The organism is Cupriavidus sp. OV096, from assembly GCF_900115455.1.
Taxonomy (GTDB): Bacteria; Pseudomonadota; Gammaproteobacteria; order Burkholderiales; family Burkholderiaceae; genus Cupriavidus.
The window spans coordinates 220543-236604 of sequence record NZ_FOWM01000008.1 but is presented as its reverse complement, the minus strand read 5'-3'; the positions used below and the strand labels follow the sequence as shown (position 1 = coordinate 236604).

Sequence of the window (16062 nt, the reverse complement as noted above, 5' to 3'; positions counted from 1 at the left end):
AGACTTCATGCGCCCGGACCGCATCGTGCTGGGCTGCTCGCCCGACGTGGCCGGCCGCCATGCCAAGGCCATCATGCGCGAGCTGTACTCGCCGTTCAACCGCAACCACGAGCGCACCTTCTATATGGATGTGCGCTCGGCCGAGTTCACCAAGTACGCGGCCAATTCGATGCTGGCGACGCGTATTTCCTTCATGAACGAGCTGGCCAACCTGGCTGACGAGGTCGGTGCGGACATCGAACTTGTCCGACTCGGCATCGGCTCGGACCCGCGCATCGGCTACAGCTTCCTGTACGCCGGCGCCGGCTACGGCGGCTCGTGCTTCCCGAAGGACGTGCAGGCGCTGATGCGCACGGCCACCTCGTACGGCAAGCCGATGCGGGTGCTGGAGGCCGTGGAGGCCGTCAACGACGCGCAGAAGCAGGTCTTGGCCAACAAGGTCATCAAGCGCTTTGGGGAAGACCTGACGGGCAAGACCTTCGCAATCTGGGGCCTCGCCTTCAAGCCGAATACCGATGACATGCGGGAAGCGCCCTCGCGGGTGCTGGCGCGCGAGCTGGTGTCGCGCGGCGCCGCGCTGCGCGTGCACGACCCGGTGGCGATGGCCGAAGCGCGCCGTGTGATCGAGACGGATCTTGCGGACATCCCCGGCGGCTTCGCCCGGGTGCATTTCTGCGATGCCCAGATGGACGCCCTGCAGGGCGCCGACGCGCTGGTGATCGCCACCGAGTGGAAGGTCTTCCGCAGCCCGGACTTCCGCGCCATCCGCGCCAGCCTGAAGGCGCCGGTCATCGTCGACGGCCGGAATCTGTACGACCCGGAAGCCATGACGGCCGCCGGCATCGAGTACCACGCCATCGGGCGCGGTACGATAAATGCCGCTTAAGTCACAGATCGTCCGGGCTATTTGTCCCGTACCGTCGGATTTCGGCCTCCAGCCACGGGACATTTGTGCCTGAAGGCCCCGCGGCCGCCCCGAGCGTGCGGCGGTTCTTATTAGCATTCTCGATCTGGTCGCGTTCCCACGCGGCCGCCCTGACATGCCACGTAGCCCGAGGATGAAAGTTTCTGCCGCGCGAAGAACCGAACTCCAGCACGAGGTGACGCCGTCCACCCCGACCGAGGACGGTCGCGCCCTCCCTGTCACCTGCTCGCGGGAAGATGCGGCGTGGATCCACGAGACACTGCGGCGCGCCGGCCTGCCTGCGACGATCTCCCGCCGGCTGGTCCTGCTGTTGCTGCGCAAGCATCCCGTCCGGCATATGAGCCCGGAGCAGCTCTGCGCCGCGATGACGCGGCTGCCGGATGCCACCGGCATCTCGACCTTCCGGCGCGCCATCCATGAACTGGCCCACCTGAACCTGCTGGCCCGGATCTTCGTGCCCAGCTCGGGCAGCGGCATCAACTTCTACGAACTGCCCGACCATTCCGCGCACACCCACTTCTATTGCACCGAATGCCGGCGGATCGAGGAAATCCACGACGACCCGCTGATCTCGCTGCAAAACCGGCGCCTGCTGCGCCACGGGCTGACGCCCAACGCGCTGGTCCAGACCGCCTGGGTCGGCCTTTGCGCGGCGTGCCAGGCTGATGGCGCCATCGATATCAGCGCCCGCTAAGGTAGTTGGCTGGCGGCTGGCTCAGTCCACCGTGACTGGCGCCATCAAGTCTTCCAGGAAGTAAGCCGCCAGCTGATGGCGCCCTTCCAGCTTGGCCTTCGCATAGATGTTCGCGGCATGCTGGCGCACCGTCTTGGCGCCGCTCTCCCGCAGCCCCGCAATCGCTTCCAGCGACAGCCCCTTCACCAGCAGCAGCGCCACCTCCTTCTCGGCTGGCGTCAGCCGCCATGCCTCGAACTGGGCCTGCATCTGCTTCAGGAAGTCCCGGGTCGACTGGCGCGCCGTGGCATCGCGCTCCTGCGCCGCGCGCTCCCCGGCCAGCCGCGAGGTCTTCAGCTCGGCCAACTCCCGCGCGGTCCGGCGACGCTCGCGCCAGACGACGGTGAGGATCCACAGGAACACGACGGTAGCTGCCGTCTCGGCCAAGAGGTGGTAGTTGACGCCGACCGCGCCATGCAGTTGCCAGATGTCCCAGATCTGATAGGCGGGAAACACAGCAAGCAGGAACAGAAACTTCGGCGGCATGGAGGGCAGATGTCGGGCTCGCGGCATGGCGCCGGAGCCGGGGTGGGAACGGGTGAATTGAAATGTAACTGTTTCTCGTTTTGAAGAAAAGACGAGACGAACCCCATCCGCGAAGCGGGCCTCCAAGTGGATGAAAAGGCGCACGCCGGCGTCCTGGCAGGCTTCCAAGCCGCACTGAATCACCGAGGACACTGACAGTACCTCCGACACGCGCAACCGGGCCCGGGCGGCAACGCCCCGGCCCGGTTTGCCGCTTACGTCGCTGTCGTCGCTAGCGTCCTCAGAAGTCCATCGAGACCGACACCTGCACGGTCCGTGGGTCTGCGATAGCCAGGCCACCGTAGGCATCCACCGCCGCCCAGCCGCGCGTGTTCAGCACATTGCGGACATTGAGCCGCAGCACCACCGGCTTGCGCTGCGCCGTGGTCCGATAGCGCAGGCCGAGGTCGAGGCGGGTCCAGTGCGGAATGCGCTGGGTGTTTTCCGCATCCACATACTGGTGGCCCGTGTAGGCCACCGCGCCGGTCAGCGTCAGCCCCGGCAGCATGCCGGTATCCCATTCCGCCCCGAAATTGGCCTGTAGCGGCGCCACGCCGATCGGCGCCTTGCCTTGCGTGCCGGGCGCGGTGCTGCCCGTGACCGTGGCATCCAGCACCATGGCGCTGGCCAGCAGGCGCAGCCCCGTCACCGGGGTGCCGTACAGGGCGAACTCCAGCCCCCGGTTGCGCTGCGCCCCATCGGCCGTGAACACCGCCCCCGTTATCTGGCCGCCCGGTTTGGTGATCTGGAACGCGCTGATCGTGCCGATGATCTGCCGCCCCTCGACCTTGACCCCCACCTCGTACTGGCGCGACTTGTAGGGCGCGAAGACCTCGCCGGCGTTGCTGGCGCTGTTGGGCGCAGTGTCGCCCCGGCTCAGCCCTTCGATCCGGTTCGCGTACAGCGACACATGATCCGCCGGCTTCACCACCAGCCCCACCATCGGCGTCAGCGCGGTCTGGTCATAGCTGGACGCCGTGCCGCCGGTCGGCAGGAAGTTTTCCGACCGCACGCGCTGGTGGCGCAGGCCGAGCGTCAGCTGCGCGCGCTCATCCCACAGGGACAGCGTATCGGCCAGCGCCACACCCGAGAGCCAGTTCTCCGAGACCTTCGGCACGTTCGCCGGGGCGTCGATGGCTTGGGCCGGCAGCGGCACCGGGTTGTACATGTTCGTCTGCGAGATCGTGGCGCTGCTCACCAGATTGCGGTCGAGCTGATCCCGGTAGGCATTCACCACCACGCTGACCCGGTGGCGCACCGGGCCGGTATCGAAGCGGGCGCGCAGCCCGGTCTCCGCGCTGGATCGGGCCACGTTGAAGCGATAGTTCGAGTCCGACGCCAGCACGTCGCCGGCTGCGTTGACGATGGTCGGCGTGATGGCGAACAGCCGGGCCACGCGGGTCCGTCCGCCCCCCGCGCCGGCGAACCACGTGACGTGGTCGGCCACGTCATATTCCACCCGGGCCAGCAGCGACTGGTCGTGGATACGCGAGTTTTCCCACGATTGCGTGATGTTGCGCCGGCCATTGGGCGCCTCGGGCACCTCGATGCCCGGCACGATATGCAGCAGCCGCGACGGCGCGCGGATCTTCTCGTACTGGTCGATGACATCGAGCGTCGCGCGCAGGCGCTGGCCGCGATAGTCCAGCGCCAGTGCGCCGGCGCCGGCATTGCGCGACTGGTTGTCCAGCCCCGTCTCGCCCGCCCGGTAGTTGCCGTTCACCCGCACGCCGAAGGCGCCGCCCGGGCCGAAGCGCCGGCCCAGATCGAGATTGCCGCCCAGCTGCGCGGCCGTGGCGTAGTCCAGCGTCACGCGGGTCAGATCGGCGTCCGTGGCCCGTTTAGGAACGATGTTGAGACTGCCCCCGACGCTGCCACCCGGCGCCATGCCCGTCAGCAGGCCGGTGGGCCCCTTGATCAGTTCGATGCGTTCGATATAGCCGGTGGAGACGCGGTAGTTGGACGCCACGCCATACATGCCGTCCAGCGCCACCTCGCCGAAGTTGCCGCTGTTCACGGGGAAGCCGCGGATCGTGAAGGCGTCAAGGATGCCACCGGGCTGGCTGGCGAAGCGCACGGAGGCGTCGTTCGCCACCATGTCGCCCACGGTTTGCGCCTGCTGGTCGCGGATGGCAGTGTCGGTGTAGCTGAGGACCTGCACCGGCGCGTCCATCACATCCGTATCGCCCAGCATGCCGAGGCGCGCCGTCCGCGCAATCTGGTCGCCGGCAAACCCGGGCGCCGGCTGCCCCGGGTGCAGGGCCGCGTCCGTCACGGTCACGGTCGGCAGCGTCGGCACGCGTCGCACGGCAAATCCGCCGCCGGGCAGCGCCACGGCCTGCAGGCCGCTGCCTTCGAGCAGCGCACGCACGCCATCGGGAATCGTGTAGGTGCCGTGCAGGCCCGGGCTCGTCAAATCGCCGAGCAGGGCCGTGTCGTAGGAAAGATCGATGCCGGTCTCGCGCGCGAACCGCAGCAGCGTGGCGTGCAGCGGGCCCGGCGCGATGGAGAAGGTTCCGGCCTGGCCAGCCAGCGCGACCACCTGCGCCACCTCGGCATACGCCGACAGTGACATCGCGGAGGAGACGGCCAGGCCGAGGGCGGTCAGCGACCACCCCGGCGATGCGTCAGAAGTCCACGGAAACCGAAGCCAGGAAGGTACGCGGCGCACCGAGGGAAATGGTTCCATAAGATGCAACACCGGACCAGTAGTTGCGATTGAAGGCGTTGAACAGGCCGGCCCGGAAGGTCGTGTGCTTGCCATACACCGAGGTGCGGTAGCGCGCCCCGAAGTCCACCGTGGTCCAGGACGGCACGCGCTGCGTATTGGCCTGGTTGACGTACTCGCCGCCGGTGTAGTTGACCGCGCTGGTCAGCGTCAGGCCGGGCACCCAGGGCAGGTCCCATTCCGCGCCGACATTGGCCATCACGGTAGGCACGCCCACCGGACGGTTGCCGAGCGTGGCGGCGCTGTTGGTGCGGGTCAGCTCGGCATCGAGCCACGTCACGCCGCCCAGCAGGCGCACGTGCTTGACCACCTCGCCGGACAGGGTCAGCTCCAGGCCCTGGTTGCGCTGCTCGCTGTCGACGTTGTAGATCGTGCCGGTGAGCTGGCCGCTGGGCTTGTTCATGCGGAACGCGGCCAGCGTGGCCATCATCTTGCCGGTGTCGACCTTGACACCCACCTCCTTCTGCTTGGTCTTGTAGGGCGAGAACACCTGCCCGGCGTTGGCAGCCGTGGCCGGGGCGATGTCGCCCTTGCTCAGCCCTTCCACGTAGTTCGCGTAGAAGGACACCTGCTGCCACGGACGGAACACGATGCCGGCCAGCGGGGTGACCGCGCTCTCGTCGTAGTCAGCGGTCTTCACGCCGCTGGCGTTGTAGTTGCCCGACTTCACCTGCTGGTAGCGCAGGCCGAGGGTCAGGGAGACGCGGTCATCGAGCGCGCTCAGCGTGTCAGCCAGCGCCACGCCGGAGAGCGTGGAGTCCGATACCTTCGGCACCCGTTGCGGCGTGGCGATGTGCTGCTCGGGGCGGTCGACCGGCGCGTAGATATTGGACAGCACCGGCGTGCCGGCCACGTTGGCGTTGGCAATCCGGTCCATATAGAGGTTGGCCTGCAGCGCCAGCGCGTGGCGGACCGGGCCGGTCTCGAACTTGGTGCGCACGCCGGTATCGAAGGTCGACCGGTTGACCTGGAACTTCCAGTTCTGCGGCACGGCCGAGGTCGCGCCGCTGCTGTTCAGGATGGTCGGCGTCTGGTCGGACAGGCGCGCCACGTCGGAACGGGTGCCGCCGGCGTCGGCAAAGATCGTCACGTTGTCGGTCACGTCGTACTCGGCGTGCAGCAACGTGGAGATGTCGTTGGACTTCCACCATCCCCAGGGCTGCGTCACGTTGCGGCGGCCGTCCGGGGCGTCGGGCACCTGAATGCCGGCGGCGACCAGGAACGGACGCGTCGGCGCGTCGATCCACTGGTACTGCTCGATCACGTCGAGCGAGGCGCGCAGGCGGTCGCTCTTGTAGTCGAGCGAGAGCGCGGCCACCTCGGCACGGGACTTCTGGTTGTCCAGCGCGGTCGGGCCCTGGCGGTGCAGGCCGTTGAAGCGGATGCCCCACTGCTTCTCTTCGCCAAAGCGGCGGCTCAGGTCCACCGCGCCGCCCACCTGGGCGTCGGAGGCGTAATCGAGCGTGAAGCGCGTCAGGTCGGTGGCCAGCGGGCGCTTGGGCACGATGTTCACCACGCCGCCCACACCGCTGTTCGGCGACATGCCATACAGCAGCGCGCCGGGGCCCTTCAGCACTTCCACGCGTTCGATGTATTCGGTGAACAGGTGGTAGTTCGGCGACACGCCATAGACGCCATCGAACGCAATCTCGGACAGATTGCCCTCGTTGATCGGGAATCCGCGAATGAAGAACGAGTCCGTGACGCCACCGGTCTGCCCGGTGAAGCGGACCGAAGGGTCGCTGTTCAGCACGTCAGCCAGCGTCACGGCCTGTTGATCCTCGATGCGCTGGGACGTGTAGTTGGTGGTGGCGAACGGCGTGTCCAGCACGTCCTTGTTGCCCAGCATGCCCATGCGCCCGCCGCGCGCCACCTGGCCGCCCGCGTAGGCCGGCGGCAGGTCGCCCTCGGTGCTGGCGGAGACCGTGACGGCCGGCAGCGTCGGCGCGTCCGGGGCGGCGTCCGGGGCGGCGGCCGGCGCGGTCGTCGGCGCGGTCGTCGGCGCGACGTTCGGCGATTGAGCCTGCGCGGCCCCGGCGATCAGGCCAAGACACAGGACGGCGCCGTGCACGGCCAGCGTCAGCGGCGTGAGCTGCGGCGCGCTGGCAAGGCGGGGGGTACGGGCGATGGTGGCAAGACGGTTGACGAGCATGATTCCCTGTTCCGGTATGAATGGAGTTCCTGAAGAACAGGCCGGACGAGAATCCAGATCCCCTCAACATTTCTTGATTTTTTTAGCGAGACGGCCACGGCTAGCCGCCACTGCCATCTTGCGGCCCCACCACGACCCAGAAGCGGGTGCGATAGGACACCCTGACCGGCAAGGTCTGGGACAGGAAGGCCAGCGCCCTATCGGTATCGTCGACGTGATAGGCGCCGGACACCCGCAGGTTGGCCACCCGTGGATCGCAGACGAGGCGCCCGGTCCGGTAGCGCGCGAGTTCGGCGAGCACATCGGCAAGGCGCATGTCGTTGCCGGCGATCACCCCTTCCGCCCACCCATCGGCCGCGAACGGCTGGGCCGGGGCCAGCGCGACGCTGTCCTCGGCCAGCCACCACGTGGTGCCCGGCCGGGCGATGTCGCCGGCCCCGCCGCCACCCGGATGCAGCGCCACGGCGCCCTCCTGCACGCTGACGCGGGAGCGGTCGCCGTCGAGCCGGACCATGAACCGCGTGCCCAGCGCACGCATGCTGCCGGATGGCGTGCGGACCCAGAATGGGCGGTCGTCGTGCCCCGTCGTGACGAGGATTTCGCCCCGGCGCAGCGTGATCACGCGGCGGTCCGCCTCCAGCGCGATGCCGACGGCGGTATCCGTGTTCAAGACCAGCGTGGTGCCGTCCGCCAGCCGCAGCGTTCGTTGCTCACCCGTGGCGGTACTCGCGTCCGCCACCCAGCGCTGCCAGGGCGCCAGCTCGCGCACGCCGGACGCGGCAACGACGCTCACGCCTGCCAGCGCCATCACGCGGAGTACCTGGCGGCGCTTGCGGGCGCGCGCGGCCCGGAGGGCATCGGCGGACTGGAGGGTATCGAGGGCCAGCCGGGACGGCACGCCGGAAAACTCCGCCCGCATCGACTGGATGCGCCGCCATGCCTGACCGTGGAGCGGGTCCGCCTGCAGCCATTGCTCGAACGCCCGCTGCGCGGCGGGGTCGGGCTCGCCAAAGTTGAGCTTGACCGCCCAGTCGATCGCGCGATCGACGATAGGCAGGGGAATGGATGGCGCGTCGGCCTCAGACATCGAAACGCATGGCGTAGCACTGCCGCAGCGCCGCCGCGACGTAGCGCTCGGCGGTGGCCAGCGAGACGCCCATGCGCTCCCCGATCTGCCGGCAAGTCAGCCCTTCGAGCTGCGCCCACAGGAACGCGGTGCGCACCTTGGGCTTCAGCGAATCGAGCATGCGGTCGATGGCGATCAGGGCTTCGAGGAACTGGAGCCGGCTTTCCGGGGATGGCGCGTGGGCCTCCGGCAGTTGGGCGAGGGTCTCGAGCCAGGCGGTCTCGAGTTCCCGGCGCCGCCACAGGTCGATCACCAGACCGTTGGCGATGGCGCTCAGGTAGGTGCGCGGCTCCTGCACCTCGCAGGGCTGCCGGCACAGCAGGCGCACGAAAACGTCCTGCGCGAGGTCGGCCGCATCGCAGGCATTGCCAAGCTTGCGACCGAGCCATCCCTGCAGCCACCGGTGGTGGCCCTGGTAGAGCGCGTCGACGTGTTCCTGGATTGCGGGTTCAGCGGCGGCAGCCATGCGCCCTCGGGAGTGAAATGCCTGGCGCAGCCAAACACAAATGAGAATTGTTCCAATCTTAAAAGATGGGCAAGCCCCCGGCAAGCGCGCCGCCGCCGCTTCGCGCACAAACAACAGCTTTGGCGTGGGCGATTCCGGGAACGCAAGCGGCTTTGCGGTAAAATAGAATGATTCTTATTTATTACTGCCCTCCATGGATGTACGCCCCAGCATCCTCCTGGTCGATGACCACAAGAACATACGTGACCCATTAGCCACCTATATGCGCCGCTTCGACTTTGAAGTCGAGGCAGTGGAGGATGGCCGGGCCATGCGCGAACGGCTGGAGGCGCGCAGTTTCAGTCTCATCGTGCTCGATGTGATGCTGCCCGGCGAGAACGGCCTGTCGCTGTGCCGTTATGTGTCCGAACATCTGCGCACCCCGGTGATCCTGCTAACCGCCGTGACCGATCAGGCGGATCGCATCGCCGGGCTGGAAATTGGCGCGGACGACTACGTGGTCAAGCCCTTCGACCCCCGCGAACTGGTGGCCCGGATCCGCAGCGTGCTGCGCCGTAACCAGGCCCCCGTACTGCCCGCCGATGCCTGGCGCGCGCCGGCGCCTTCCGAAGTCCGCTTCCTCTTCAGCGGGTGGACTCTCGATACCCGCGCCCGCGAACTGCGCAATCCCTCCGACGAGGAAGTGCCGCTCAGCACCGCCGAATATCACCTGCTGCGCACCCTGCTGGAGCACCCCAACCGCGTGCTGAGCCGCAGCCAGATCCTGGACCTGACCCAGCGTACCGACACGGTGGCCTTCGATCGCAGCATCGACAGCCAGATCAGCCGGCTGCGCAAGAAGCTGGAATGCGACCCCCGGCGCCCGGCCATGCTGAAAACCGTGCGCGGCGACGGCTACCTGCTCGCCACCCGGGTCACGGTCGAAAAATCATGAAGTGGTTGCCGCGCAGCCTGTCCGGGCAACTCGTGGCGTTGTGGTTGCTGGCGATGCTGGCCGCCCATGTCATCGCCGTGCTGGTGCTGTCCTGGTGGCGTGCCGACAACGAGACCATCCACCCCTTGTACGTCCGCTCGATCGAGACGCGGATCCAGTCCGCCTACCGCGCGGTGGGCCGTTCGGCCGATCCGGACATGCTGCTGGAGGACATCAGCCTGCCGGATTCCACGTTCCGGCTGGCCACCGCGCCGCGCCCCGATCATGCCGATCATGCCGATCATGCCGATATCGCCGAGCCGAGCGACCAGGAACGCGCGCTGGCGCAGCGGCTGCGCACCCTGCTCAAGCTGCCGGCCGATGGATCGGTCAAGGTCCATCTGCGGCAGGTGGAATCCGCCCAGCGCGTGGCCGGCAACAGCAACTGGCTGGAGCGGGAATTCCGCGGCACGCACGCGTGGGCGCTCGATGTCGATCTCAAACTCGCCGACGGGCAATGGCTGGAGAGCCGGCACTGGCCCACCATGCTGCCCGCCCACTGGAGCCGGGTGCTGACCTTCTCGCTGCTGGTGGGCATGCTGCCCACGGCGCTCATTGCGCTGCTGTTCGGGCGGCGCATCATGCGGCCGCTCCGGCTGCTCACGGAAGCCTCCCGGCGCGTCAGCCGGGGCGAACAGGTGGTGCTGCCCCGGCCGGACGGGCTGAGCGGCGTGCGCGAGATCACCCAGGCATTCAACGACATGCAGGAGAACCTGGTGCGCTTCGTCAACGGGCGCACGCAGATGATTGCCGCCATCGGCCATGACCTGCGGACGCCGCTGACCTCGCTGCGCATCCGGGTAGAGCTGATCGACGATGCCGAACTGCGCGAGGCCATGATCCAGACGCTCGAGGAAATGAGCGTAATGGTGGAGGAAACGTTGCAGTTTGCCCGCGACGATGCCCTGCAGGAGGCCACGCAGGACGTGCCGATCGGGGAACTGGTTGGCGACGTGGTGGACAGCCACCGCATCCAGGGCCGCGACGTCGCCTGGAGCGCGCACGTGGATACGGCGGCGTTCTACCGCTGCCGCCCCGTGCATCTGAAGCGCGCGCTGAACAACCTGATCGACAACGCCGCGCGCTACGGCGCCGTGTGCGTCACGGTCCTGGCGGACACGCTGGGCCAGACCTTGCGGATCGAGGTCGACGACAGCGGCCCCGGCATCTCGCCGGAACATCTGGGCCGGGTCTTCGAGCCGTTTGCCCGGCTGGACTCCGCACGCAGCATGGACACGGGTGGCATGGGGGGCGGACTGGGCCTCGGGCTGGCCATCGCCCGCTCCTGCATTCGCGCACATGGCGGAGACGTCACATTGCAAAATCGCCGGGAAGGCGGCCTGCGTGCGGTGATCGAACTGCCGAACTAGGCGCCGGCCCGCCGCCGTCGCTTTTCACAGCGCTGCAACATTTCGCCACAATCGAACAAACTCGGACAACATTAAATGCTAATCATTCTCATTTTGACGTGATGACTAGTGCCCGCCTTATCGGCGGCGATGTGCATTCCACCTTCTGACGGGGAAGGTCTCTGGTCCAGTTTGGGCACGGCAGAACGTCAAGTCCGTTGTCAATCAAGCTGGAGTCACAGTGCAACAAAAAGCAATATCGGGCGCGATCCGCCTGCTGGTCTCGGGCGCCTCCGCAGGCCTGGTCATGACCGCCACCACCCTGCCGCTGGCCGTCCACGCCCAGACGGCAGGCAAGGAAGACGCGCCCGCCGGCACGGCCAAGCCCAGCAACGTCCTGCCCCCGGTCACCGTGGTCGGCCAGTCCTCGCGCAACACCAACGAGGCGACGCTGGGCATCTCCCGCCTGCAGGACACGGTCAAGGAAACGCCGAAGACCATCAACGTGGTGCCGCAGGAGATCATCGAGCAGCAGCACGCCACGTCGCTGGAGCAGATCCTGAAGAACGTGCCGGGCATCACCATCTCCACCGGGGAAGGCAACGGCGGCCAGAACGGCGACCAGTTCCGCATTCGCGGCCTGTCGGCCAAGGGCGATATCTACGTCGATGGCCTGCGCGACTTCGGCGCCTACAAGCGCGACGCGTTCAATACCGAGAGCGTGGAAGTCATCAAGGGCCCGTCCGGCGAGAGCTTCGGCGTGGGCAACATCGGTGGCCTGATCAACCAGACCACCAAGAAAGCCAACCTGAACACCAGCACCAGCATCGACCAGGGCTTCGCCACGGACGCGACCTATCGCACCACGCTGGACAGCAACTTCCGCCTGAACGATACGACGGCGCTGCGCGTGAACGGCGTGTTCCAGAACGGCCGCGTGGCCGATCGCGATCACGTGGACGACGACCGTCGCGGCGTGGCCATCGACTTCGGCACGGGTCTGGGCACCAGCACCGAATGGCGCATTAACTACTCCTACCTGCACCGCAGCGGCGCGCCGGACTACGGCGTGCCCGTCGCGGCCGGTGCCGACGGCATCTATCGCCCGCTGACGCAGTACGGCGTGCCGGGCATCTCGTCCTCCACCTCGTACATCCGGAACACCGACCGCGACACCACCGACGCGCACATCGTCTCGTCGAACTTCTTCACGCGCCTCGACAACGGCATCACCATCAGCAACGACACGCGCTTCAGCTTCTACGAGCGCGACTTCTCGTCGACCGCCCCGGCCGCCCTGTCCTACGCCAACCTCCAGTCCCTGATGGCAGGCCGCAACGTGGCCCTGTCCTACGGTGCCGGCGGCGGCTCGAGCTACCTGCAGCGCGGCTGGGGCGTCCAGAACGTGCTGAGCGCCAAGGGCGAGTTCCATACCGGCAGCTTCCGCCACAAGGCGATGGTCGGCCTGGACACCATGTACCAGCGCGATCACCGCGACCAGGGCACGTGGACCGGCCGCATGAACAACCAGACGGTGGTGAACCCGGTCTTCTACAACAGCCCGAACGCCACGGTGGCCTACAACAGCACGCGCGATGCCAACGCCATCGACGTCGGCGTGTTCATGAACGATCGCGTCTGGCTGACCGAACAGATCTCGGTGCTCGGCAGCCTGCGCTGGGATTACTTCCGCAGCGAGTACGCCACGAGCGCCTCGTCGCTGGGCGGCGCCGCCGACTCGAAGAAGCTGAGCCCGGCCATCAGCGCGATCTGGGAGCCGACCAAGGACTACATGTTCTACACGTCGTTCTCGCGCACGTATCGCCCGGTCGGCACGGACATCGCCGTGGCGGTAGGCGGCGTGGCCTCGGAAGTGCCGCAGAACGGCGTCAACAGCGAGCCGGAACGCGCGGACACCATCGAAGTGGGCGCCAAGCTCGACTTCCTGGACAAGCGCCTGGGCGTGACCGGTGCCCTCTTCCAGACGAAGAAGACCAACGCCTACACGGTGGACCCGACCACCGGCGACATCACCAACGGCTTCTCCGATACAGGCGAAGGCCGCCGCATCCGTGGCCTGGAACTGGGCCTGAGCGGGCGCATCGTCGGCGGCTGGACGGCCAACGTGGCCTACGCCTACCTGAACGGCGAGGTCACGTCGGCCTCCACCGCTTCCACGGTGGGCAACGTGGCGCCGGGCGTGGCGCGTCACAACGTTACGCTGTGGACCGCGTACGACATCCCCCACTCGATCCTGCCGGTGCCGGGCCAACTGACCATCGGCGGCGGCCTGCAGTACGCCACCGGCTATTGGGCCGATTCGGCGAATACCACCAAGATGCCGGACAACTTCTCGCTGGATGCCATGATCGGCTACAAGCAGGGCAAGTACCGCATCTCCCTGAACGGCTACAATCTCACGAACCACCTGAACTACCAGTCGTCGTTTGGTGCCGTGCGTGCCGTGCCGACCTCGCGCCGCACGTTCCTGCTGAACGTCGGCATGACGTTCTAAGCTGAAGTACCGGGCCGGCCGGACAGCCGGCCCTCACCGTTTCATCGTCTCAAACGCCATGCTTGTCCAGATTCCCGATGTGCTGACCCCTGCCGAGATCCAGTATTGCCGAGGCCGCCTCGAGCAATCGCAATGGATCGACGGGCGCGTGTCGGCCGGTGACCTCGCCGCCAGGGCCAAGCGCAACCTGCAGATTCCCGTCGAGAGCGCCGAGGCGCAGGAACTCGGCGAACTCGTTCTCAATGCCCTGGGCCGCAGCGAGCGCTATCACTCCGCCGCGCTGCCGCTGCGAGTGCTGCCGCCGATGTTCAATCGCTACGAAAGCGACATGACCTTCGGCAACCACGTCGACAACGCCATCCGCACCGTGCCCGGCACGGGCGGCATGCGGATTCGCGCCGATGTGTCCAGCACGCTGTTCCTGTCCGATCCGGACGAATACGATGGCGGCGAACTGGTGATCCAGGATCTCTACGGCTCCCACTCGGTGAAGCTGCCAGCGGGGCATCTGGTGGTCTATCCGGCGTCCTCGCTGCATGCCGTGACGCCCGTCACGCGCGGCGCGCGCTGGGCGTCGTTCTTCTGGGCCCAGTCGCTGGTCAAGGACGAGGGCCAGCGCAGCATGCTCTACGAACTGGACCTGGCGATCATCGAGATCCGCAAGGAACTGGGCGATGACAAGCCTGCCGTGCTGTCCCTCGTCAACCACTATCACAACCTGCTCAGGCGCTGGTCCGAGCTGTGAGCGCGATGCAGATTCCCCCGGACACCGTGTCGCTGGGCGACTATGAGCGCCACTTCCACGCACGGGTGGAGCCGTCGATCCGGGCCTACATCGCCGGGGCGGCGGCGGATGGCATCACGCAGCGCGAGAACGGCGCCGCATTCCAGCGCCTGCGGCTGATGCCACGGGCGCTTGTCGAACTGTCGGGAGCGTCCGCGCAGCAGACCCTGTTCGGGGAGACGCTGGCCTATCCGATCCTGATGGCCCCCACCGCGTATCACAAGCTGGTGCACCCGGACGGCGAACTGGCCACGGTGCAGGCGGCCTCGCTGACGCGCACGTGGATGACGGTCAGCACGCAGGCCAGCGTGACGCTGGAGGAGGTAGCGCGTGCCGCGACGGTGCCGCTCTGGTTCCAGCTCTATTTCCAGACCCGGCCGCAGGACACGCAGGCGCTGGTGCGCCGGGCCGAACAGGCCGGCTACAAGGCGATCGTCCTGACCATCGACGCCGCTGTCAGCGGCATCCGCAATATCGAGCAGCGTGCGGGATTCCGCCTGCCGGACGATGTCCGGCCGGTGAACCTGGACGCCTTTCCGCCGAATCCGCCCGCCCGGGCCACGCACGGCAGCCCGGTCTTCCAGGGCATGCTGGACCACGCGCCCACCTGGGCCGATGTCGAGGCGCTGTGCCGGCAGACGGCGTTGCCGGTGCTGGTCAAGGGGCTGCTCAATCCGGCCGATGTCGGCCCGGCGTTGGACGCCGGCGTCTCGGGCATCATCGTCTCCAACCATGGGGGCCGGACGCTGGACACCGTTCCCGCGACCATCGACTGCCTGCCCGCCGTCGCCACGGCGGTGGCCGGCCGCGTGCCGGTGCTGCTCGACGGCGGCGTGCGGCGTGGGACGGATATCGTCAAGGCCATCGCACTCGGGGCTTCGGCCGTCCTGGTCGGACAGCCCGTACTGCATGCGCTGGCCGTGGGCGGCATGCCCGGCGTGGCCCATATGCTGACGTTGCTACAAGCCGAACTGGAAGTGGCCATGGCGCTGGCGGGTTGCCCCACGCTCGCAGCCATCGGCCCTTCCAGCGTGCTCTAACGGCCCTCTGCCAGCAGCCGCGCCAGCGCCGGTGGCAAGCCCGTGTTGGGCTTCTGCGGGGGCCGCGCGAAGCTGCCCTCCCGCGCGCTGCCGGCCTGCAGGGCCACCAGCGACTCGCAGTGCCGCACGGCGCTGCTCACGCCATCCACCACGGGCACCGGAATCTTCCCCTTGAGCGAGCGCGCCAGCCCGGCCAGCGGCGCACCGGCCACGATGATCACATCGGCGCCGTCCTCGCGCACCGCTTGCAGGCTCATCGCCTCCAGCCGTTCCGCGTGGTCCTCCTGCACGCTGCCGATATCGCGCAGCGGCGACTGCAAGGAGCGGATGCTGGCCAGGCGCGACGTCAGGCCATTGGCGGCCACGCACTCCCGATACCACGCTTCAATGCGATGCGAAATCGCGATGATTGAGAAGCGCTGTCCCAGCAGGCAGGCGCTGGCCAGCGCGGCTTCGGTCATGCCGACGACCGGCACATCGAACAGCTCCTTCAGGCCGGCCAGACCGGGATCGCCGAAGGCGGCGACCACCAGCCCGTCGAACTGGCCGGCATGCTCGGCCGCCGCGCACGCGGTGGCATAGCCGCCCACCAGCGCCTCGAAGCGGGTTTCGATATAGGCCACGCCAAACGCCGCCGTGGCCATCGTGATGCGGGTTTCCGGCGCGGCGGTACGCTGCGCCTCCGCGTGGATCAGGTCGGTCACCGACGCGCTGATATTGGGATTGACGATCAACAGGTTCATGGT

Annotated in this window: 13 protein-coding genes; 7 read left to right on the top strand and 6 right to left on the bottom strand. The window is 67.6% G+C overall.

What is annotated here, in order from left to right; genetic code table 11:
• A partial coding sequence (locus BM115_RS18930) for a UDP-glucose dehydrogenase family protein (protein ID WP_092297479.1) occupies positions 1-886 on the top strand: 886 nt, incomplete at its 5' end.
• Between the two features lie 172 nt (positions 887-1058).
• Positions 1059-1619 (top strand): Fur family transcriptional regulator, encoded by a 561-nt coding sequence (locus BM115_RS18925; protein ID WP_177219965.1) that lies wholly within the window; start codon positions 1059-1061, stop codon positions 1617-1619.
• Between the two features lie 21 nt (positions 1620-1640).
• Here BM115_RS18925 and BM115_RS18920 read toward each other — a convergent pair whose 3' ends face one another.
• From BM115_RS18920 to BM115_RS18900, 5 genes are all read right to left on the bottom strand, one after another.
• On the bottom strand, positions 1641-2144 hold the full coding sequence (locus BM115_RS18920) for a helix-turn-helix transcriptional regulator (protein WP_092297411.1): 504 nt from the start codon (positions 2142-2144) through the stop codon (positions 1641-1643).
• 280 nt (positions 2145-2424) lie between these two features.
• A complete protein-coding gene (locus BM115_RS18915) occupies positions 2425-4872 on the bottom strand; it encodes a TonB-dependent receptor (RefSeq protein WP_255370898.1) in 2448 nt (815 codons plus the stop codon).
• On the bottom strand, positions 4811-7063 hold the full coding sequence (locus BM115_RS18910) for a TonB-dependent receptor (RefSeq protein ID WP_092297408.1): 2253 nt from the start codon (positions 7061-7063) through the stop codon (positions 4811-4813). Before BM115_RS18910 ends, BM115_RS18915 begins: the two co-directional genes overlap by 62 nt.
• A gap of 100 nt (positions 7064-7163) precedes the next feature.
• A complete protein-coding gene (locus tag BM115_RS18905) occupies positions 7164-8150 on the bottom strand; it encodes a FecR domain-containing protein (RefSeq protein WP_092297405.1) in 987 nt (328 codons plus the stop codon).
• Positions 8143-8655: a sigma-70 family RNA polymerase sigma factor gene (locus BM115_RS18900; RefSeq protein WP_092297402.1), complete on the bottom strand. Its 513-nt coding sequence runs from the start codon at positions 8653-8655 to the stop codon at positions 8143-8145. The genes BM115_RS18905 and BM115_RS18900 overlap by 8 nt, the downstream gene beginning before the upstream one ends.
• A 193-nt stretch (positions 8656-8848) precedes the next feature.
• Here BM115_RS18900 and BM115_RS18895 point away from each other — a divergent pair, with 193 nt between their 5' ends.
• From BM115_RS18895 to BM115_RS18875, 5 genes are all read left to right on the top strand, one after another.
• Positions 8849-9589, top strand: coding sequence for a response regulator (locus BM115_RS18895; protein WP_092297398.1), 741 nt, complete (start codon positions 8849-8851; stop codon positions 9587-9589).
• The gene (locus BM115_RS18890; protein ID WP_177219964.1) at positions 9586-10998 is read left to right on the top strand and encodes an ATP-binding protein; all 1413 of its coding nucleotides are present in this window, start codon (positions 9586-9588) and stop codon (positions 10996-10998) included. The genes BM115_RS18895 and BM115_RS18890 overlap by 4 nt, the downstream gene beginning before the upstream one ends.
• A 220-nt stretch (positions 10999-11218) precedes the next feature.
• Positions 11219-13492: a TonB-dependent receptor gene (locus BM115_RS18885; protein WP_177219963.1), complete on the top strand. Its 2274-nt coding sequence runs from the start codon at positions 11219-11221 to the stop codon at positions 13490-13492.
• 58 nt (positions 13493-13550) lie between these two features.
• Complete coding sequence (locus BM115_RS18880; RefSeq protein ID WP_092297391.1) at positions 13551-14237, top strand: Fe2+-dependent dioxygenase; 687 nt, start codon at positions 13551-13553, stop codon at positions 14235-14237.
• Between the two features lie 5 nt (positions 14238-14242).
• Entirely contained in the window at positions 14243-15316 is a 1074-nt protein-coding gene (locus BM115_RS18875; protein ID WP_092297388.1) for an alpha-hydroxy acid oxidase, read from the top strand.
• On the opposite strand, the gene BM115_RS18870 is transcribed toward BM115_RS18875, so the two are convergent.
• The gene (locus BM115_RS18870; protein WP_092297470.1) at positions 15313-16059 is read right to left on the bottom strand and encodes an aspartate/glutamate racemase family protein; all 747 of its coding nucleotides are present in this window, start codon (positions 16057-16059) and stop codon (positions 15313-15315) included. The genes BM115_RS18875 and BM115_RS18870 overlap by 4 nt on opposite strands.
• Between the last annotated feature and the right edge of the window lie 3 nt (positions 16060-16062).

Coding starts and splice junctions, on each gene's coding strand:
- BM115_RS18925 (WP_177219965.1), top strand. CDS start 1,059: ATGAAAGTTTCTGCCGCGCGAAGAACCGAACTCCAGCACGAGGTGACG.
- BM115_RS18915 (WP_255370898.1), bottom strand. CDS start 4,872: ATGGAACCATTTCCCTCGGTGCGCCGCGTACCTTCCTGGCTTCGGTTT.
- BM115_RS18900 (WP_092297402.1), bottom strand. CDS start 8,655: ATGGCTGCCGCCGCTGAACCCGCAATCCAGGAACACGTCGACGCGCTC.
- BM115_RS18880 (WP_092297391.1), top strand. CDS start 13,551: ATGCTTGTCCAGATTCCCGATGTGCTGACCCCTGCCGAGATCCAGTAT.
- BM115_RS18910 (WP_092297408.1), bottom strand. CDS start 7,063: ATGCTCGTCAACCGTCTTGCCACCATCGCCCGTACCCCCCGCCTTGCC.
- BM115_RS18920 (WP_092297411.1), bottom strand. CDS start 2,144: ATGCCGCCGAAGTTTCTGTTCCTGCTTGCTGTGTTTCCCGCCTATCAG.
- BM115_RS18895 (WP_092297398.1), top strand. CDS start 8,849: ATGGATGTACGCCCCAGCATCCTCCTGGTCGATGACCACAAGAACATA.
- BM115_RS18875 (WP_092297388.1), top strand. CDS start 14,243: ATGCAGATTCCCCCGGACACCGTGTCGCTGGGCGACTATGAGCGCCAC.
- BM115_RS18905 (WP_092297405.1), bottom strand. CDS start 8,150: ATGTCTGAGGCCGACGCGCCATCCATTCCCCTGCCTATCGTCGATCGC.
- BM115_RS18870 (WP_092297470.1), bottom strand. CDS start 16,059: ATGAACCTGTTGATCGTCAATCCCAATATCAGCGCGTCGGTGACCGAC.
- BM115_RS18890 (WP_177219964.1), top strand. CDS start 9,586: ATGAAGTGGTTGCCGCGCAGCCTGTCCGGGCAACTCGTGGCGTTGTGG.